18 protein-coding genes and 1 tRNA gene are annotated in these 21073 nt (G+C 41.1%); all 19 read left to right on the plus strand.

Going from position 1 to position 21073, the window contains the following annotated elements:
• Window positions 1-148: 148 nt before the first annotated feature.
• On the plus strand, window positions 149-3691 hold the full coding sequence (mfd, locus tag A33I_RS08020) for a transcription-repair coupling factor (RefSeq protein WP_022627965.1): 3543 nt from the start codon (window positions 149-151) through the stop codon (window positions 3689-3691).
• A gap of 177 nt (window positions 3692-3868) precedes the next feature.
• The gene (spoVT, locus tag A33I_RS08025) at window positions 3869-4408 is read left to right on the plus strand and encodes a stage V sporulation protein T (protein ID WP_012957077.1); all 540 of its coding nucleotides are present in this window, start codon (window positions 3869-3871) and stop codon (window positions 4406-4408) included.
• A gap of 179 nt (window positions 4409-4587) precedes the next feature.
• A complete protein-coding gene (locus A33I_RS08030) occupies window positions 4588-6183 on the plus strand; it encodes a putative polysaccharide biosynthesis protein (protein ID WP_022627966.1) in 1596 nt (531 codons plus the stop codon).
• A gap of 12 nt (window positions 6184-6195) precedes the next feature.
• Window positions 6196-7653 carry a bifunctional methyltransferase/pyrophosphohydrolase YabN gene (gene yabN, locus A33I_RS08035; RefSeq protein ID WP_022627967.1) on the plus strand — a complete coding sequence of 486 codons (1458 nt, stop codon included), beginning with the start codon at window positions 6196-6198 and terminating at the stop codon, window positions 7651-7653.
• 13 nt (window positions 7654-7666) lie between these two features.
• Window positions 7667-7933 carry an RNA-binding S4 domain-containing protein gene (locus tag A33I_RS08040; RefSeq protein WP_022627968.1) on the plus strand — a complete coding sequence of 89 codons (267 nt, stop codon included), beginning with the start codon at window positions 7667-7669 and terminating at the stop codon, window positions 7931-7933.
• A 99-nt stretch (window positions 7934-8032) separates the two neighbouring features.
• Entirely contained in the window at window positions 8033-8344 is a 312-nt protein-coding gene (gene yabP / locus A33I_RS08045) for a sporulation protein YabP (protein ID WP_012957081.1), read from the plus strand.
• Complete coding sequence (yabQ, locus tag A33I_RS08050) at window positions 8341-8922, plus strand: spore cortex biosynthesis protein YabQ (RefSeq protein WP_022627969.1); 582 nt, start codon at window positions 8341-8343, stop codon at window positions 8920-8922. The genes yabP and yabQ overlap by 4 nt, the downstream gene beginning before the upstream one ends.
• 13 nt (window positions 8923-8935) lie before the next feature.
• Window positions 8936-9316: an FtsB family cell division protein gene (locus A33I_RS08055; RefSeq protein WP_012957083.1), complete on the plus strand. Its 381-nt coding sequence runs from the start codon at window positions 8936-8938 to the stop codon at window positions 9314-9316.
• A gap of 73 nt (window positions 9317-9389) precedes the next feature.
• Window positions 9390-9869, plus strand: a complete 480-nt coding sequence (locus tag A33I_RS08060) for a S1 domain-containing RNA-binding protein (RefSeq protein WP_012957084.1) — start codon at window positions 9390-9392, stop codon at window positions 9867-9869.
• Window positions 9870-10055: 186 nt separating this feature from the next.
• A tRNA-Met gene (locus A33I_RS08065) sits at window positions 10056-10132 on the plus strand.
• Window positions 10133-10433: 301 nt separating this feature from the next.
• On the plus strand, window positions 10434-12926 hold the full coding sequence (gene spoIIE / locus A33I_RS08070) for a stage II sporulation protein E (RefSeq protein ID WP_022627970.1): 2493 nt from the start codon (window positions 10434-10436) through the stop codon (window positions 12924-12926).
• A gap of 107 nt (window positions 12927-13033) precedes the next feature.
• Window positions 13034-13774: a vWA domain-containing protein gene (locus tag A33I_RS08075; protein ID WP_012957086.1), complete on the plus strand. Its 741-nt coding sequence runs from the start codon at window positions 13034-13036 to the stop codon at window positions 13772-13774.
• A complete protein-coding gene (locus A33I_RS08080; RefSeq protein WP_022627971.1) occupies window positions 13740-14747 on the plus strand; it encodes a protein kinase domain-containing protein in 1008 nt (335 codons plus the stop codon). Before A33I_RS08075 ends, A33I_RS08080 begins: the two co-directional genes overlap by 35 nt.
• A 101-nt stretch (window positions 14748-14848) precedes the next feature.
• Window positions 14849-15598, plus strand: coding sequence for a threonine/serine exporter family protein (locus A33I_RS08085; RefSeq protein ID WP_012957088.1), 750 nt, complete (start codon window positions 14849-14851; stop codon window positions 15596-15598).
• A 12-nt stretch (window positions 15599-15610) separates the two neighbouring features.
• Window positions 15611-16060, plus strand: a complete 450-nt coding sequence (locus A33I_RS08090) for a threonine/serine exporter family protein (RefSeq protein WP_012957089.1) — start codon at window positions 15611-15613, stop codon at window positions 16058-16060.
• The gene (gene tilS / locus A33I_RS08095) at window positions 16041-17438 is read left to right on the plus strand and encodes a tRNA lysidine(34) synthetase TilS (protein ID WP_022627972.1); all 1398 of its coding nucleotides are present in this window, start codon (window positions 16041-16043) and stop codon (window positions 17436-17438) included. The genes A33I_RS08090 and tilS overlap by 20 nt, the downstream gene beginning before the upstream one ends.
• Window positions 17439-17502: 64 nt before the next feature.
• Window positions 17503-18042 carry a hypoxanthine phosphoribosyltransferase gene (hpt, locus tag A33I_RS08100; RefSeq protein WP_012957091.1) on the plus strand — a complete coding sequence of 180 codons (540 nt, stop codon included), beginning with the start codon at window positions 17503-17505 and terminating at the stop codon, window positions 18040-18042.
• A 69-nt stretch (window positions 18043-18111) separates the two neighbouring features.
• Entirely contained in the window at window positions 18112-20148 is a 2037-nt protein-coding gene (ftsH, locus tag A33I_RS08105; protein ID WP_022627973.1) for an ATP-dependent zinc metalloprotease FtsH, read from the plus strand.
• Between the two features lie 134 nt (window positions 20149-20282).
• Window positions 20283-21068 (plus strand): type III pantothenate kinase, encoded by a 786-nt coding sequence (locus A33I_RS08110; protein ID WP_022627974.1) that lies wholly within the window; start codon window positions 20283-20285, stop codon window positions 21066-21068.
• The last annotated feature ends 5 nt before the right edge of the window (window positions 21069-21073 follow it).

Raw genomic sequence — 21073 nt, forward strand, 5'->3', positions numbered from 1 at the left:
AAATAAAACGATTATATGAATTGGTATGCTTAAATGAAAAATGAACGTCTGCTTAAGACAAAAAGTTAACTTGTTTTGTCATACTACTTAAAAAGGCAGAGTAGCAATAAACAAAGTAGAATAGGTGTTGAATAACAGGGGGAACAACATGTTAGGATTGCAAAAGTATTTTCTAGTAAATGATGAGGTTAAAGCGGTTTCATCTAGTGTTGAAGCTGGAATGAAAGAGCAGCTGCTCTCAGGCTTAACAGGTTCTAGCCGGACGCTGTTAATGGCTGCTTTATACAAGGAAACGAAAAAGATGCAAGTAGTCATTACTCATAATCTTTTTCAAGCACAGAAGGTGTATGAGGATTTAATTGACTTAGTAGGGGAAGAGGACGTTCATCTTTATCCAGTTAATGAGCTTATTTCCTCGGAAATTGCCATTGCTAGTCCTGAGATGAAGTCACAGCGTATAGACGTATTAAATAAGTTAATAGCTGGCTTTGAAGGGATTATCATTGTTCCTTTAGCAGGGATAAGAAGATTACTGCCTCCAACTTACTTATGGAAGGACAGTCAATTAAATATCTCTGTTGGCCGGGATATCGGCGAGATCCATAATGTGATAACAAAATTGGTTATGATGGGCTTTGAGCGTGTGGATATGGTGTCATCTCCAGGAGAGTTCAGTGTGCGAGGAGGCATTATTGATATTTATCCTTTAACGGAATCAAACCCTATACGTGTCGAATTATTTGATACTGAAATCGATTCAATCAGAACGTTTCTCATTGAGACACAGCGCTCTGAAAAAGAACTAAAGGAAATTACCATTGGACCAGCCGAAGAGGTTATTTTACAAGACCAACATTATCAACACGCCGCTAACAAGCTACAAGAACAGCTGTCAGCTACATTAAAAAAAGTGAAAGCTAAACAAACAAAAGAAAAGCTGTCTCAAAATATTTCTTATGAAATAGGACAGCTCAAACAGCGTTCGAGCTTCCAAGGTATGTATAAATACATGTCTTTTTACTATGAAGTAAAGAGTACGTTGCTCTCTTATCTTCCAGATGATGCATTGATTATTATAGATGAGATGAGCCGGGTTAAAGAGATGGCAGACAACTTAGAGAAAGAAGAAGCAGAATGGAGCACGGCCCTCCTAGCGCAGGGAGAGACGGTACATGAGGCAACGATGTCACTAGATGCACTCGAGGGTATGAAAAAGTCTTCTCATTCGATTATTTATTTATCGTTATTCTTAAAGCACATTCCATCAACGAGCCCAGAAAATGTGGTGAACTTTACGTGTAAATCGATGCAAAACTTCCACGGGCAAATGCAGCTTCTGCAATCAGAAGTAAAGCGCTGGCAAAAATCCGGCTATGCGATTGTATTTTTAGCGGGTTCTAAAGAGCGTGCGCAACGACTAGCATTGAACTTAGATGAAGAAGGCATAGACGCTCATTTAGTAGAGAGGGCGACGGAGCTTACTGAAAATACGGTTCACTTGATGGTTGGTCAGTTAAACAGTGGTTTTGAGCTGCCGTCTCATAAGCTTGTCGTCATTACTGAGGAAGAAGTATACGCCAAGCAGCAAAAGCGTGTACAGCGTAATAAGCAAAAGTTATCAAATGCAGAGCGTATTAAAAGCTACTCCGAATTAAAGGTCGGAGATTTAGTCGTTCATACGAACCACGGGATCGGTAAATATTTGGGTGTTGAAACCCTTGAAATCAACGGACTGCACAAAGACTATCTGCACTTACGTTACGCTGGTGATGATAAACTTTACGTACCTGTTGAACAAATTGATCAAGTGCAAAAGTATGTAGGGTCAGAAGAAAAAGATCCTAAAATTTATGCACTGGGCGGAAATGACTGGAAGAAAGTGAAGAAGCGCGTTCAATCTTCAGTTGAAGACATAGCGGATGATTTAATTAAATTGTATGCCGAACGTGAAGCAAGCAAGGGCCATGCCTACTCAAAAGACGGGGCTGAACAAGCTGATTTTGAAGGGACCTTTCCATATCAAGAAACGGAAGATCAAATCAGGGCAGTTGAAGAAATTAAAGAAGATATGGAAAAAGAAAGACCGATGGACCGCCTGCTGTGCGGGGATGTAGGGTATGGGAAGACTGAAGTTGCTATACGAGCTGCTTTTAAAGCTATTATGGACGGCAAACAGGTAGCTATATTAGTTCCTACCACCATTTTAGCTCAGCAGCATTACGAAACGATTAAAGAACGATTTGCTGATTTTCCGATTAATATTGGAGTCCTTAGCCGTTTCCGCTCAAGAAAAGAACAAACAGAGACGCTAAAAGGCTTGAAAGCAGGTTCTGTTGATTTAATCGTTGGTACACACCGTCTGCTTTCAAAAGATATTGTGTTTAAAGATCTCGGTCTTCTAATTGTTGATGAAGAACAGCGCTTTGGGGTCACTCATAAAGAGAAGATTAAACAATTGAAGGCGAATATTGATGTTCTTACATTAACAGCGACACCTATACCGCGAACGCTTCATATGTCCATGCTTGGAGTTCGTGATTTATCCGTTATTGAGACGCCGCCTGAGAACCGCTTTCCGGTTCAAACGTATGTGGTCGAATATAATGCCTCACTTATCAGGGAAGCCATTGAGCGTGAATTAACGCGAGGCGGTCAAGTGTATTTCCTCTACAACAGAGTTGAAGATATTGAGCGGATGACAGAACAGATCTCGATGCTTGTTCCTGATGCAAAAGTGTCATTTGCCCACGGTCAGATGAATGAAAGGGAACTTGAGTCTATTATGCTTGATTTCTTGGAAGGAAACAGCGATGTTCTTGTCACAACCACAATTATTGAAACGGGAGTAGATATCCCTAATGTAAATACACTGATCATCAATGATGCAGATAAAATGGGGCTTTCACAGCTTTATCAAATTAGAGGCCGGGTTGGACGTTCTAACCGAGTTGCTTATGCGTACTTTACGTATCAGCGTGACAAAGTGCTGACTGAGGTCGCTGAAAAAAGACTCCAAGCCATTAAAGAGTTCACAGAACTTGGGTCAGGATTTAAAATTGCCATGCGCGATTTGACGATCCGAGGAGCTGGTAACCTGCTTGGTGCACAGCAGCATGGCTTTATTGAATCGGTCGGGTTTGATTTGTACTCTCAAATGCTTAAAGAGGCGATTGAAGAGCGTAAAGGTGATAAACCGAAAGAGCCTCCATTCCAAGTTGAGATGGACATTAAAGTGGATGCCTATATACCAGAGAGTTATATTCAAGATGCTAAGCAGAAAATTGAAATGTATAAACGATTTAAAGGCTGTGAGACAATAGAAGATCTCGCTGATTTAAAAGATGAAATGTTTGATCGTTTCGGCGAATATCCAAAGCAGGTTGAGTATCTTCTGCGTCTCACAGAAATCAAGCTGCGTGCCAATAAGGAGCGAGTCGAATCGATTGTAGAAGCGAAAAATCAAATCGATATTTTATTCTCGCCCGAAACATCAAAAGAGATGGATGGGGCGATGTTATTTGAAATGGCTCATTCATTAGGCAGAGAGGTGACTCTTGGTACGTCTGGTGAAAAAATTAAATTTGTCATTAAAACAAAAAATATCGACGATGAAGAGCTAATCAGTAAAGTTGAATCAATCCTGCAAAGTATTCCAAAGAGCAGAAAGCAAACAACAAGTCATACGGTTTAAAAAATGGATGTGCCCTTACTTTCGATGAAGATGTAAGCAATAGAGGTAAACAAATTCTTGAATTGGTGAATAGTTCTTTTTATTAAACGGATAATAGTAGTATGAAGCGATGATTTCACACTTTTAAACGTAGACACATCAAGACTATTACATCTTCAGAAAGTGGGGCACAGCAGCATGAAAGCAACTGGCATAGTACGACGTATTGATGATTTAGGTCGTGTCGTAATCCCGAAAGAAATCCGCAGAACCCTTCGCATCCGTGAAGGAGACCCTCTTGAGATCTTTGTTGATCGTGACGGAGAAGTCATCTTGAAAAAGTATTCTCCGATCTCAGAGCTTGGCGATTTTGCAAAAGAGTACGCAGAGGCGTTGTATGACAGCCTAAATCACCATGTGTTGATTGCTGATCGTGATACATATATCGCGGTGGCAGGCGCATCGAAAAAAGAGTTCTCTAATAAAGCAATCGGAGAAATTGTCGAGATGGCAATGGATGACCGAAAGTCTAAGCTTGAAGCTAACTCTGGTGAGTACAACTTAGTTGGAGATCATACTGACAGTCTTAAAGGGTTTGTCGTGGCTCCGATTATTGCAAATGGAGATCCTATTGGGGCTGTTGTTATTTTCAATAAAGAACAAAGCTTGAATGGATCGTTAGAACAAAAGCTTGCAGAGACTGCAGCTAGCTTTTTAGCTCGTCAAATGGAACATTAAAAGTCAAAGCTTGTCTCCTGTCTGGGAGGACAAGCTTTTTCCTTTTTATTAATCTTAAATGCATTAACCTAAACCATTAACCTTAATTCACTAACCGTAAAATATGCAGGGTAATACTTGGTTTCATTCCTCAATTTTATTATGATAAGGAAAGGTATATAAGTGGAGGAGGACACCATTTGCAACAAGAACAAAGCCATCAGCTGATTAAAGGTGCGATGGCGTTATCTGCTGCTGCTTTGTTTGCGAAAATATTGAGCGCAGGATATAGAATCCCCTATCAAAATATAGCGGGAGATATTGGATTTTATGTGTATCAGCAGCTTTATCCTTTTTATGGTTTGGTCATGCTTTTGTCTATGTATGGATTTCCGGTGGTCATCTCAAAAAGAGTTGCTGAACTAGAAGCGGCAGGACAAGTACAGAGGGCGAGGCTGACAGTGGCGGTTTCCTTTTATGGCTTACTCGTTCTAGCTGCAGCAGCGTGGGCTGCTATGTACTTTAGTGCACCACTGTTAGCGCAAGTTATGGGAGATACGCAATTAACTGCACCGCTGCGTGCAGTGAGTTTAACATTTTGGTTTATTCCCTTTTTAAGTGTAGGAAGAGGCCTTCACCAAGCAAGGCGTGAACTGCTTCCGACAGCGATCTCTCACATCAGCGAACAGTTTGTGCGAGTTGCGATGATTATTATTTTTGTTGTCGTGATTATGAGTCAAACGGCTAACCCGTATGAGGCAGGCATGGGGGCAGTATATGGGTCCTTAATCGGGGGAGTTGTTGGTGTGATTGTAATTATTTCCTTATCAAAATCTATCGCTTGGACGGAGTGGCTGAAGGTGAGTGGGGCATCACTCAAGGAAGTGTTATCCATCCACTCCTTGCTTTTTAAACAAGGTATTTTCATTTGTATCAGTGCGCTATTATTTATTTTTATTCAATTTATTGATGCATTTACGATGATTCCACTCCTTCAAAACTATGGATTAATAGGTGAGCATACCTATGCCGCTAAAGGAGTGTATGATCGAGGGCAGCCGTTATTACAGCTTGGGACCATTGTAACAACCACATTCTCATTGGCTCTCGTACCGCTGATCGCACAAGCAATCGCCGCAAAGGAAAGAGAAAAAGCAGGTCTTTATCGTGATTTAGCTATGCGGTTAACGTTATTTATCGGCGGAGCGGCTTCTATCGGACTTTTTATGATTATTGAACCGGCTAATATTATGTTATATGGTAATTCCCGTGGTTCTGAGGTTTTGGCTGTTTTAGCCTTCGCTATATTCTTTAGCTCGATTTATTTAACAACGGCTGCCATCTTGCAAGGATATGGTTATGTTCATATACCAGCTTGGGTTATGGGTCTTGGTATTCTCGTGAAGCTTGGGCTTAATGTTCTATTAGTCCCTGTTATAGGGACGCTAGGAAGTGCCGTGTCAACGGTTGCAGCTATTGCATGCATGGCGCTTGTTCATTTAGTAATAATTAGAAAGCTTGAAGGCTTTGTCATAAGATCGAATCAGTACTACTGGCTGCTTTTTGGCGCAATGATTTTGCTTATTGTCATAACGTTTACATGGGGTGGATTGGTATCTTACCTGTTTGATATGGAAGGAAGCAGAATCCAAGCAGCTGCAGTCGCCTTATCAACCGTGATGGCTGGAGGTGCAGTGATCGGGTGGTACTTCTTCTTTTTACCGATTCTTAAGGAGGAAGAATGGCAGGCTGTACCGAAATTAAATAAGCTGCGCTTAAAGGTGCGCAGAAGATAAGAGGGATAAGACATGAGTACAATTAATATTATAGGGCTCGGAGCGGGAGATATAGAGCAGATGCCGCTTGGGGTGTATCGGCACTTGAAGCAAGCAGAAGTGCTGTATGTCCGCACAGAAGACCATCCTGTTTTAGACGAGCTGCGTCATGAAGGTGTTACGTTTCAGTCGTTTGATCACGTATATGAGCAATTTGATCAATTTGAAGATGTATACCGAAGCATTACTGCACAGCTTATAGAGGCCGCATCAGAAGGAGCTATTACTTATGCGGTGCCGGGGCATCCCTTTGTCGCTGAGAGGACGATCCAACTATTACTCGATGAAACGAAGGATAAAGAGATCCATCTTGAATTTTTAGGCGGGCAAAGCTTTCTTGACCCGATGTATAATGCTCTTAAGATTGATCCGATTGAAGGGTGTCAGATCGTTGACGGAACGGCACTAAATCGAGATGAGCTTGAACTGACTCACCACATCATTATTGTCCAAGTATATGATGCGATGATTGCATCTGATGTGAAACTAACATTAATGGAGCGACTGCCTGATGATTATGAAGTCGTTATTGCAACAGCGGTCGGATCAGCTAAAGAACAACTGACTAAGGTTCCTTTATATGAACTAGATCATGCAACCACATTAAATAATTTAACTGCGGTCTACGTGCCCCCTGTTAAAGATGAAGCCTTACTAGCTGCGGAGTTTACAAGATTACGTGAAGTCATAGCGGCACTCAGAGGACCGGATGGGTGCCCGTGGGATAAAAAACAGACGCATCAATCATTAAAGAAATACCTCATTGAAGAAGCGTACGAGGTGCTAGAAGCGATTGATGAAGAGGATGATGATCATGTCATTGAAGAGCTTGGGGATATCCTTTTGCAAGTCATGCTTCATGCTCAAATTGGAGAAGATGAAGGCTGGTTCTCTATCGGTGATATCATCGAATCAACAACGGAGAAAATGATTCGCCGCCATCCGCATGTATTTGGAAATGAGTGTGCAGAAGATGCAGAAGCAGTGCTTGCAAATTGGGAAGAGATTAAGAAGGCTGAAAAAGGGAACAAAGAAGAGAGCATGCTAGATGGAATTCCAAAAGGTCTGCCTTCCCTGATGACAGCAGATCAGCTTCAGAAAAAAGCAGCCCGCGTAGGTTTTGATTGGGATGATGTCCAGCCGATGTGGGATAAGCTTACTGAAGAGCTTGCCGAATTCCGTGAAGAAGTGGGTGTCGGCCATAAAGAAAATATGGAAAAAGAGCTTGGTGATATTTTGTTTGTGATTGTTAATATCGCGCGCTTTTATAAAATAAATTCAGAAGAAGCACTGCGCTTAACGAATCAAAAATTTAAAAATCGTTTTACTTACATTGAACAGCAGGTGAAGAATACGAACAAAGAAATGACAGATTGCACGTTAGAAGAGCTTGATCAGCTGTGGGACGAATCTAAATCTACTTATAAATAGGGGAGAGACACATATGAGACTAGATAAATTTTTGAAAGTATCTCGTTTAATTAAACGACGCACACTTGCTAAAGAAGTATGTGACCAAGGCCGAATCAGCATAAATGGCCAGAAAGCGAAAGCAGGGTCAAATGTCAAAGCTGGAGATGAACTGGTAGTTAGGTTCGGTCAGAAGCTTGTAACGGTAGAAATTAATGAAGTGAAAGAAACGAGCCGTAAAGAAGAGGCCGGCTCCATGTATACGATAGTAAAAGAAGAATCTTTAAAAGATAATCACTGACTGTAAGAAAGTAGGAACAAGCTTCATAATGGGAGCTTGTTCTATTTTTTTTGCTCTGTTCATACACATGTGGTAAAGAACAGAGAGGGGAAGATAAAAATGACGGATCAATATGAGTTTGGAACTCCAATGGGGCGGGAAAGAAAGAATAATGATCATGATATTACCCTGCGTGGGAGAAAACAATTAGATATTACTGGTGTAAAACAAGTAGAGAGCTTTGATAATGAAGAGTTTCTGTTGGAAACAGTAATGGGTTTTTTATCAGTCAGAGGGCGTAATCTTCATATGAAAAACCTTAATGTTGAACTCGGTCTTGTGTCCATCGAAGGGAAAATTGATGACTTTGTCTATCTTGATCAGAGCCAGCAAGATAAATCCAAAGGGTTCTTTGGGAAACTATTCAAGTGAGTCTGACGGTTCAATTTTACACAATGGTATCAATGGCTGCGATGGGCATTTGGCTCGGTGCAGCGATTGATACGTATGGACGCTTCCTTCGAAAACGACGCTCCTTCCACTGGTTGACGGCCTTAAAAGATGTATTATTTTGGTTGATTCAAGGGCTGATCGTTTTTTATGTACTCCTTGAATCAAATCATGGTGAAGTCAGGTTTTATGTATTTTTAGCTATCTTATGCGGCTACGCCTGCTATAAAGCGCTGCTTCAGAACACTTATCAGCGCTCATTAGAAGGAATTATTCGATTATCTATTGCTTTTTACCGCTTTGTCACAAATTTGTTCAATATCCTACTTATTGTTCCTGTAAAGTACGTATTGAAACTGCTTTATACGTTAGGTATGATGGTAGTAACTGCTATTGTGGCTATCTTTTTATTTATCTTCAGAATCATCTGGAGGCCGTTAAGATGGGCCTTGCGTTTAATCGGAAAAGCCACACGAATAGATAGAGCTTATAAAAAACTTTCGCCTTATTTTTTGAAAATAAAGGAATATATAAAGGCGATGCGGAAAAAGAAAGAGTAAGGAGGGGATAAAAATGGTCACAAAGCGTTCGTCAACCGTGCGAGAAATGGATTCACAGTACATTGAAAAGCGGGAGCAGGAACTTGAGTTTCAAGCAAAGAAACGCAGAGGGTTGATTCGTAGATTAAGTGTGCTGGGTATTTTCGGATTTATACTCGCTGGAATTGCATCTGTGACATTTTATGCCCAAGCATCAACCATAAATGAAAAACAAGAAGAAAAGCAGGCTCTTGAACAAGAGCTTGAGTTATTGAAAGCAGAGGAAAAGAGACTTGAACAAGAAATCATTAACTATAATGATCTGGACTATATAGCAGAGATTGCGAGAAGGGATTATTATTTGTCCAAGCCTGGGGAAACATTGTTTAAACTTCCAGATTCTTCAGCTGATTGACACCTTTTTTTTCATTCGGGTATAATGTAGGAAACGAATATTTACAGATTTCTTAAGGAGGATCTATTTTTTCATGTCAATTGAAGTAGGCAGCAAGTTGCAGGGTAAGGTTACTGGAATTACAAATTTTGGAGCGTTTGTTGAGTTACCGGGTGGTTCTACCGGCCTTGTACACATCAGTGAAGTTGCTGATAATTACGTTAAGGATATTAATGAGTTTTTAAAGGTTGGAGAAGAAGTTACAGTTAAGGTTGTAAATGTGGAGAAGGATGGAAAGATCGGTTTATCCATTCGTAAAGCAAAAGACCGTCCGGAAGGTTCCGAAAGACCTGCACGTCCTAGTCGTCCAAGTCCATCAGGACGTCCGCCGCGTCCGCAAGGCGGCGGGAGAGGTCCACAAGGTGGAAATCGCGGTCCTCGGACAAACAGCAGACCAGCACCATCATTTGAAGATAAAATGAGTCGTTTCTTAAAAGATAGTGAGGAGCGTCTTTCAACTATTAAGCGTCAAACGGAGTCTAAGCGTGGCGGTCGTGGCGCTCGCCGTGGTTAACTTGCTGTCAGCTTCTTTATACAAATAAAAGACAAGCAGAAATGCTTGTCTTTTACTTTTCATAGAACTTTGTATAGATTGGTCTAAAAAGAATATAAAAAAATGATTTAAATGGGTTGACTCTTTTAAAAGAAGGGTGTATAGTAATACTTGTCGTTAATGACACGTTGATGACACACAATATATGGCGGTGTAGCTCAGCTGGCTAGAGCGTACGGTTCATACCCGTGAGGTCGTGGGTTCGACTCCCTCCGCCGCTACCATATACATATTCAAACTTGGATCTATTCAGATTCAAGTTTTTTTGTGCTCTTGTAAGTGGGCAGTTTGCCGATAGAACCATTTTAAACAAGAACTTTTCCTCATCTTTCTTCAGCATATCCCCCCATCTCCTAGCAAATGAGTGATTTATCCTGTTCATTTTGCTTAAACCTGTTGTATTTAATCCTCTTTTAGCCGAATTAAGTCGAACGATTCTTTTCTTGCCAAACCTTAATATGACAAAAATTGAAAGACTATTCTGTTTATAATGAAACCACGATTCTAATATGGGTGGTGGGTATGATGATAAGGAAGGCGGCTAAAGAAATGATTGAACCTGCTCGCAGTGTAATGGTTCACGAAAGATTAATCAGTTTTACGAGTGGAATGCTCACAAAAGCCGGCAAAACGACGCAAGCGATTTTTTACCAATGGGGCCTGCTCGTTGCGGTTGTAGGTTTTTTACTTGGACGAGCCATGATATTATCTGAACTGACACCGTTTGTTCTTCCGTTTTTAGCTGCTGTATATATGTTGAAACGAGAGAAGGCGGGAATCGCTGCATTAGCATTAATGGCTGGGGCGCTAACGAGCTACCATGGCAGCATTGCCTTTGTCGTCGTAGCGATCTTCTTATATGTTCTGATGCAAAAAGTGGTTGGAAAGTATGTAGATAAATCGACAAAAGCTTTGCCGTATACGGTGTTTGCAGCAAGTATGACAGCGAGGCTGGGTTTAGTGTTTATCTTAGAAGGAACGATTACTAACTATGCTCTTATGATGGCAACCGTAGAAGCTGGGCTCAGTTTTATTCTTACTATGATTTTTTTGCAAAGTGTACCTCTAGTCACATCAAGAAAAGTGAAGCAGCCGCTTCGAAATGAAGAGATTGTCTGTTTAATTATCTTATTAGCATCTGTTATGACAGGGACGGTTGGCTGGGTCATTTATGATGTAACAGTGGAACATGTATTAGCTCGCTATCTTGTATTAATTTTTGCTTTTGTAGGTGGTGCAGCAATTGGGTCGACTGTTGGTGTCGTAACAGGTTTAATATTAAGCCTCGCTAGTGTGGCAAGCTTGTATCAAATGAGCTTACTCGCATTTTCTGGTTTGCTTGGCGGGTTATTAAAAGACGGCAAAAAGATTGGAGTCGGTATAGGTTTATTAGTTGGTACCTTATTAATTGGATTATACGGAGAAGGGGGTACGAATCTAGGAGTCACTTTGCTCGAATCTCTTGCCGCAATTGCAATATTTATGCTGACACCTAGAGATCTTATCGGGAAGCTAGCGAGATATATTCCAGGTACAACTGAGTATTCGAAAGAGCAGCAGCAATATTTGCGAAAAATTAGAGATGTAACAGCAGGCAGAGTGGAACAGTTCTCTACGCTTTTTCAAACGCTATCACAAAGCTTCCAAGCTTCACCTGATACCGATATTCCAGAAGATGCAGAGAGGGAGGTTGACTATTTCTTAAGTAATGTAACAGAAAAAACATGTCAAACATGCTTCAAAAAAGAAAAGTGCTGGGTGCAGAACTTCTCTTCCACTTATGAGTCTATGCAAAAGCTTATGAAAGAAACCGAGGAGCGTGGTGAAGTGACAAGTCAGCTGCTTTTATCAGAATGGAAAAAGCAGTGCATTAAACCAGAGAAGGTCATTCAAGCCATTGAACATGAACATGGTCACTTCCAAGCGAATCAAAAGTTAAAAAGACAAGTGCTTGAGAGCCGTAAGCTAGTAGCGGACCAATTGTTAGGCGTCTCGAGAGTCATGGGTGATTTTGCAAAAGAAATTCAAAAAGAGAAGCAGGCCCATCATCATCAAGAAGAGCAAATGCTAGAAGCACTAAGAGGGGTCGGCCTCGAAGTTGGCCATATTGATATCTATAATCTAGAGAAAGGGAATATTGAGATTGAAATGAGTATTTCTTTTGATCAGGGACATGGACAAGCAGAAAAGATTATTGCCCCAATGCTTTCTGATTTATTAAAAGAAACGATTGTCGTAAAAGCAGAGCAGGCGTCCTATTACCCGAATGGTTATAGTCATATTTCATTTAGTTCAGCGAAAAAATTTGTCATAGAAACAGGAATTGCAAATGTAGCTAAAGGGGGGGCATACGTCTCTGGAGACAGTTATTCTACAATTGAGCTTGGAGCCGGAAAATACGCGATAGCTATTAGTGACGGAATGGGAAATGGAGAGCGTGCTCACCTAGAGAGTAATGAAACGCTTCAGTTGCTGCAGAAGGTCCTGCAATCAGGGATTGAAGAGACCGTTGCGATAAAGTCAGTGAACTCAGTTTTATCACTGCGAACAACAGATGAGATCTTTTCCACCCTCGACTTAGCTATGATTGACTTACAAGATGCTACCGCACGGTTCTTGAAAATAGGATCCATTCCAAGCTTTATTAAGAGAGGAGATAAAGTTATTAAAATTGAGGCAAGCAATCTGCCGATGGGTATTATTCAAGAATTTGATGTGGATGTCGTAAGTGAGCAGTTAAAGCCAGGAGATCTATTAATTATGATGAGTGATGGAATATTTGAAGCGCCAAAGCATGTAGAAAACAAAGAAATGTGGGTTCGACGCATGATCAATGAGCTTGATACATCGGATCCTCAGCAAGTAGCTGATGTCATGTTAGAAAAAGTCATACGATCTGGCCGAGGGATGATTGAAGATGATATGACTATTATTGTAGCGGAGGTGAAGCGCAATACACCGAAGTGGGCAGCCATTCCGCTCTATAAGTCTCCTAAATTATTAAGAAAGAGAGCATAACATCTCAGGTAGAGGTAATATTCCCCAATTTAATAAATACTAAACGTATAAATCCTCTTCAGGTGGTGAATGATGGTAACATTCAGTTTACTTGGAGGGGATCAGTTTTGAGTAGAGGTACGTTAAAGCAAATTTTATTGTTAACAGATGGTCACTCAAATCAAGGAGAAGATCCAGTTGCTATTGCGGCGCTTGCTAAAGAGCAAGGTATTACGGTGAATGTAATTGGGGTAGTAGATGAGAATCATTTAAATAAACAAGGAATTGATGAAATTGAAGCAATTGCCCTGGCGGGTGGCGGGGTCAGCCAAATTGTCTATGCAAAGCAGCTAGCAAAAACCGTTCAGATGGTGACTAGAAAAGCGATGACTCAAACCTTACACGGGGTAGTAAATAAAGAGCTGCAGCAGATTTTAGGTAAAGACCAAGAAATGGAAGATCTCTCTCCTGAAAAAAGAGGTCAAGTAATGGAAGTGGTAGATGAATTAGGAGAAACCATTCATCTGGATGTTCTTATTTTAGTAGATACGAGTGCAAGTATGAATAATAAACTGCCAATGGTTCAAGAGGCTTTAACAGATCTTTCTATCAGCCTCACATCACGTATGGGTGAAAATCGATTTGCACTTTATGCATTTCCCGGGAAAAGACGTGAGGTTGACCGTTTACTAGATTGGACACCTCAGCTTCAGTCTCTTACTGGTGTATTCCATAAGCTGTCATCAGGCGGTATTACGCCTACAGGTCCAGCATTGCAAGCAGCATTGCAAAAGTTTTCAAAAGGCGGTTCAAGAAGGAGTTTGATGGCTGGTGATGAAGAACAGCTCTTCAGAGAATCAGGCATATAAGCTGACTGCTGGGACAAGGCTGCTTGGTAAATGGCATCAAGAACGGTACAAGATTGTACGTTCTCTCGGGTCTGGAGCGACTGGGAAAGTATATCTAGCCGAATCGGTTCACGGGCTGGTAGCTCTCAAAGTAGGAATTGATAACATGGCTATTACATCAGAGGTAAATGTGTTAAAGCACTTTGAGAAGGTCCAAGGGCAAACGCTTGGACCTTCTTTACTAGATGTAGATGATGCAGTAGTGGGCGGGGTGACCCTTCCTTTTTATGCGATGGAATACTTAGACGGCCAGGAACTGATTACGTATTTATCCAATAAAGGGGCAGAATGGTTCGGTCTCTTAATCATTCAGCTGTTAGGAGATTTAGATAAGCTCCACCAAGCTGGATGGGCTTTTGGAGATCTGAAACCTGATAATTTACTAGTGGTAGGTCCGCCTGCTCGTATCCGGTGGCTTGATGTTGGGGGGACAACTTTACTTGGCCGCTCAATTAAAGAATACACCGAGTTTTATGACCGGGGGTATTGGGGGTGCGGGACAAGGGTAGCTGAGCCGAGTTATGATCTCTTCAGTGTGGCTATGATTATGATTAACTGCGCCTATCCGAAGCGATTTGATAAAAAAGGCGATAAACCATTGGTTTTGTTAAAAGAAAAGGTCGATCAAAGCAGCTATTTAGGTCCGTATCAACACGTTATTTATAAGGCACTGCAGGGTAAATACGCTCATGCAGCCGACATGAGAAAAGAGATGGTTGAAGCTGTATCAAATGCTTCATCCTACAAGGTTCCGAAACAAAAAACGGTTTCTCGGAGTAAATCTACGTCAAAAACTAGACAAAAACCGGTTAAAAAACAGATGAAGGTCCAAAAGCAGAAAAAGAAAAAACCATCTTACTTTGTTGAAATCTTCCTCGTCTGCTCTTTTATTCTTTTGGCATATATCCTATACTTATTTGGACAAATGATGTAGGGTTCCTTTATTCGATGTTAATGTTTATGTTAACTCGATAGGCCTTCTCAATGAAGAGGGCCAATGGGAACGGCTAATTGAGTAGAACGGGGGTGCAAGGCATGAATGCAGATCGGATGATGGACATTTGTATGCTCGCAGGAGAAATTATGTTGACTTACGGTGCAGAAACATACCGTGTAGAAGAGACGCTTGAGCGTATGGCCAAGTCTGCCGGGTTTAAAAATGTGCATAGCTTTGTCACCACGACAGGAATTTTTCTATCGTTTGATGTAGAAGGCAATGATGTCATGCAGATGATCCGTGTCGATGATCGGATGCAGGACTTAAATAAGGTTTCTCTTGTTAACCAATTATCGAGGGAGTTCGTAAGCGGCCTATTGGACGGGGATGAGGCATATAAAAAATTAGAGGAAATTGCTAAAGCCCCGATGAATTATTCTCCATGGCTTCTACATATTGCTTCAGGTGTAGCAGGAGGGGCTTTTTCGTATTTATTCGGCGGGAACTTATTTGATACGATTCCAGCCTTTATTGCAGGCTTTGCGGCTAGCTTTAGTGTAGTAGCATTACAGGAGTATATGAAGGTCAAATTTTTTGCTGAATTTATGTCTGCATTTTTGGGAGGCGCAGTAGCTATTCTTCTAGTGTTGCTTGGCTTAGGTGAAAACTTAGACCAAGTGATTATTGGAACGTTAATGCCGCTTGTCCCAGGTGTTCCTCTTACAAATGCTGTGCGTGATTTGATGTCTGGAGATTTAATAGCCGGAGTCAGCCGCGGAGCAGAGGCTGTGATTACAGCATTATCAATAGCAACAGGCATTGCATTAGCTATAGCCTTGCTGTTATAAGGAGGGATACCAATGATAGTAGAACTTATCTTTTGTTTTATGGCAACCGTTGCTTTTGGAGTCATCTTTAATGTTCCTTATAAAGTTATTTGGCTTGGCGGATTGATCGGATCTGTGGCGTGGTTTATTTATTCTACCTTACCTAACTGGGATATATCCGTAATTTTTGCAACAGCGATTGCATCACTTGTAAGTGCCACCATCTCGCATTTCTTAGCCAAAAGATACCGAGTCCCGGTGACTACTTTTAGTATTCCAGGAATTATTCCACTCGTACCGGGAAGCCGAGCTTATTTTACTATGCTTGCTTTTGTGGATGGAAATTACATCGAGGGACTTCAGCTTGGAATTGAAACGATGCTCCAAGCAGGGGCGATTGCTGCAGGTCTGGTGTTTGCGTTGTCGGTTTTCTCATTTGGTAAAGGGGGTATAGGGCAGCGGTATGAGTCAAGGCGTTCATGATTTTATTATAAAACATAAACTATTAAATGAAGTACAAACCGTTTTTGTTGCCGTATCCGGAGGTCCTGATTCTATGGCACTTCTCCATTACTTATTAAAACGGCGAGAAATGTACGGGATAGAAGTTGAGGCTATCCATGTGAATCATCAACTGAGGGGCGCTGAATCAGTTGAGGACGAGCAGTACGTGCAAAAATTTTGCACAGAGCATAACATCCCTTTACATACTAAGAAAATGGATGTACAAACATTCGCTGCACAAAACAAAACGGGAACGCAAAAAGCAGCCAGCGAATTAAGGTATCAGTGGTTTGATGAATGGTTAGAAAATCGCCCGCATTCATGTATAGCTACCGCTCACCATGGTGATGATCAGACGGAAACGATCTTAATGACTATGGTGCGGGGAGGAAATTTGCTTGTGCCATCAGGAATTAATGTGAAGAGAATTCTTCAAAACGGGTTTGTAATTCGCCCGTTTTTGGGAATAACAAAAGAAGAAATCGAGCATTATTGTAAGAGGGAAGGAATCACCCCGCGTATAGATTCGAGCAATCATTCAATGAAGTACACAAGAAATCGGTACAGACAACAGATTATGCCCTTTATTAAGTCGGAAAACCCATCTGTTCACACTCATATGCAACGTTTTCAGGAGTGGCAGCGTGATGATCAGAGTTATTTAATGGAGTTAGCAGAAGAGGCATTTAAGTCAATTGTTGTCAAAAAAAGTGAACAATCCATTACAATTTCAATTGAAGCAACAGAACGTCTGCGCTTCCCTTTACAAAGAAGGGTGATTCATCTAATATTAAGGTATCTTTACGGGAAAAATTCACCATCTAGTACGTCTATACATATTGAGCAGATAATCCGCTTGCTCAACAGGCAGGAACCGTCTAAAGAACTTCATTTAGCAAACGGTCTTTTTGTATACCTTAGCTATGACTGCTGCCACTTTACCCTAAAGCCGCAAATAAAAGAAGAACAACCTCTTGTTCCTCTAACGGTGCCGGGAAATACAGATACTGCTGCCGGAACATTCACTTCCTATTATCTAGAGACTTCGGACATACCTGAAGATCAAAAGCATATGCTTCACTTAGATGCAGATAAGGTAGTATTCCCTCTTTCTATTAGAGGTGTGCTGCCGGGTGATCGAATCTCACTTAGAGGAATGTCTGGCACGAAAAAAGTAAACCGGCTGTATATAGACCGGAAAGTGGATTCTGCGGTAAGAAAGGTATGGCCTTTGCTAGTCGATGGAAGCGGGGAATTATTATGGGTTCCTCTTTTGCATCGATCAAAAAGTGCAGTCATCACGGATCAGACGAAGCGTGTACTTGTATTAGTATTTGTACCATGTATTAGTATTTGACCAAATGATGAGTTTTTTTTGTTTCATGATTATAAGTCCATTACAGGAGGGGCATTTTAAATTGATGAGGGACGAAATTAAAGAAGTATTAATCTCAGAAGAAGAAATTCAAGAAAAAGTGAAAGAGTTAGGAAAGGCGATTACAGAAGAATATGATGGTCGTTTTCCTTTAGTAGTAGGAGTTTTAAAAGGCGCAATGCCGTTTATGGGTGATTTAACAAAGCGTATCGATACACATCTTGAAATGGATTTTATGGATGTTTCAAGCTACGGTGCTGGTATGGTTTCTTCAGGTGAAGTGAAGATTCTAAAAGATTTAGATACATCTGTTGAAGGCCGTGATGTATTAATTCTTGAAGACATTATTGATAGCGGCTTAACGTTAAGCTATTTGATTAAGCTTTTCCACTACCGTAAAGCGAAGTCAGTTAAAGTAGTTACTTTACTTGATAAGCCGGACGGAAGAAAAGTTGACCTTGTTCCAGATATGGCTGGTTTCACAGTGCCGGATGCATTTGTTGTTGGATACGGGCTAGATTATGCTGAGCGTTATCGTAACCTGCCGTATATCGGTGTGTTAAAGCCAGAGATCTACGAGAGTTAATATTTGAGTGGTAAAGATTACTTATGATACGATAAACGAAGCTATAATGCCCGTCGGAGGAGGTCAAGGATGAATCGGATATTCCGTAATACGATTTTTTATTTACTCATTTTCCTAGTCATTGTCGGGATTGTGAGTGTATTCAACTCTGATCAAACAGAAACAGAGAACGTATCGTTTAATGAATTTGCTGAAAGGCTTGAGAATGGTCAGGTTCAAGAATTATCAGTGAAACCTGAGAGACAAGTGTACTTAGTACGCGGTCAATTTAATGATCAAGCTGAAGATGAGTTTTTCCAAACGTATGCTCTACGCAGCGAGCAGACTGCTGAACTTTTATTTAATGCAGAAGATCCAACAGGAACCCCATTTAATTTAGAAATTGAGCCAGCTGATGAGACGAGCGGATGGGTTCAATTTTTCACAGGGATTATTCCATTTATTATTATCTTTATTCTCTTCTTCTTACTAAGTCAAGCTCAAGGCGGCGGCAGCCGAGTGATGAACTTTGGTAAAAGTAAGGCGAAAATGGTTAATGAAGATAAGAAAAAAGCGAAATTTAAAGATGTTGCTGGTGCAGATGAGGAGAAACAGGAGCTTGTAGAAGTTGTTGAGTTCTTAAAAGACCCTCGTAAATTCTCTGCAATTGGCGCTCGTATTCCAAAAGGGGTGCTTTTAGTAGGACCTCCGGGTACAGGTAAAACATTACTTGCTCGTGCAGTAGCTGGTGAAGCTGGCGTACCGTTCTTCTCAATTAGTGGTTCAGACTTCGTTGAGATGTTTGTCGGTGTCGGTGCATCCCGTGTACGTGATTTATTTGAAAATGCGAAGAAAAACGCCCCATGTATCATCTTTATTGATGAGATTGATGCAGTAGGTCGTCAGCGTGGAGCTGGACTTGGCGGCGGACATGATGAGCGTGAACAAACATTAAACCAATTACTTGTTGAGATGGATGGCTTCAGCGCAAACGAAGGAATTATCATTATTGCGGCTACAAACCGTGCGGATATTCTAGATCCAGCCCTTCTTCGTCCAGGCCGTTTTGACCGTCAAATTCAAGTTAACCGTCCAGATGTTATTGGGCGTGAGGAAGTATTAAAGGTTCACGCACGAAACAAACCTTTAAATGATGATGTAAACTTAAAGACCATTGCTACAAGAACACCTGGCTTCTCTGGGGCTGATCTTGAAAATCTGTTAAATGAAGCGGCGTTAGTCGCAGCAAGACATGATCAGACAAAGGTCAGCATGATTCATATTGAAGAAGCGATTGACCGGGTCATTGCAGGGCCGGCTAAAAAGAGCCGTGTTATTTCACCGAAAGAAAAGAAAATTGTTGCATGGCATGAAGCTGGACATACCGTTGTAGGTGTGAAGCTTGAGAATGCTGACATGGTTCATAAAGTAACTATCGTCCCTCGTGGTATGGCGGGAGGATATGCGGTTATGCTTCCTAAAGAAGACCGTTATTTCATGACACAGCCAGAGCTACTTGATAAGATTATCGGACTCTTAGGCGGTCGTGTGGCGGAAGAAGTAACCTTTGGAGAAGTAAGTACGGGTGCTCATAATGATTTCCAACGAGCTACCGGTATAGCTAGAAAAATGGTTACAGAATACGGAATGAGTGAAAAGCTCGGTCCGATGCAGTTTATTTCTGGGTCTGGCGGTCAAGTATTCCTTGGTCGCGATATTCAAAATGAGCAGAACTACAGTGATGCGATTGCTCATGAGATTGACTTAGAAGTACAACGTATTATTAAAGAATGTTACGCACGTTGTAAACAAATTCTTCTTGAAAATAAAGACAGTCTTGATCTTGTAGCGAAAACGTTACTTGATATGGAGACGTTAGATGCGGAGCAAATTAAATCATTGGTGCATGAAGGAAAACTTCCTGATGATCATCATTTAAACGCTCACCTTGAAAAAGAGAAAGCATCGGAGTCAGATGTGAAAGTGAACATCAACTCAAAAAAAGAAGAAACGCCGCAAGTAGAGGCTGAACAGCCGCAGGAACCAAACACAGATGAGCCGATTGAAAAAGATCCATCGGTGGAGGATAATCGTTCGTTTGAAGATGATAATAAAAAGAATGATTAATCTTTTTGATGAAAGGGAGGGTGTCGGAATCGACATCCTCTTTTCTTTCGTTTAAACTTAAATTCAGTGTTTGGCCACATATAAATTAGATTCAAATCTGTACTAGGTTTGACCAGAGATAAGAGGTGAGGCAGATGATTCTGGTGGCAGATGTAGGGAATTCAAACATTGCCTTAGGTGTATATAGAAAACATGAATTGATCTATCATTGGCGTATAGCAACGAGCAGGCAAAAATCCGAAGACGAATATGCGATGACCATCAAAGCATTATTTGGGGACAAGGCCCTGCCCTTTGAATCGATTGAAGGAATTATTATCTCTTCAGTCGTCCCGCCTATCATGTATACACTCGAGCAAATGTGCAAGAGATATTTTAAATTAAATCCTATGATTATTGGTCCTGGAATAAAGACAGGGTTGAACATAAAATATGATAACCCGCGCGAAGTAGGGGCAGATCGAATTGTCAATGCAGTTGCTGCTATAGAGTTATACGGCTCGCCGCTTGTGATCGTGGATTTTGGCACAGCTACAACTTACTGCTATATAAACGAGCAAAAACAATATATGGGCGGGGCCATCGCACCCGGCATCTCGATTTCAACAGAAGCGCTATATACAAAGGCTTCAAAACTCCCGCGAATTGAAATAGCGAAGCCTGTGGATGTCCTGGGGAAAAATACGGTACACGCGATGCAAGCAGGGATATTTTTTGGTTATGTCGGTCAAGTTGATGGGATTGTCGGCCGCATGAAGGAACAATCAAAAGAAATTCCTGCTGTTATTGCGACAGGAGGATTAGCGAGCCTTATCTCTACAGAAGCTAGAAGTATTGATGTGGTTGATCCCTTGCTGACATTAAAAGGCTTAAGGATTATTTATGAGAAAAATAAAGAACAACATAAAAACAATTTCTAAATAAA

This window comes from Alkalihalophilus marmarensis DSM 21297 (assembly GCF_000474275.2).
Lineage (GTDB): Bacteria > Bacillota > Bacilli > Bacillales > Bacillaceae_D > Alkalihalophilus > Alkalihalophilus marmarensis.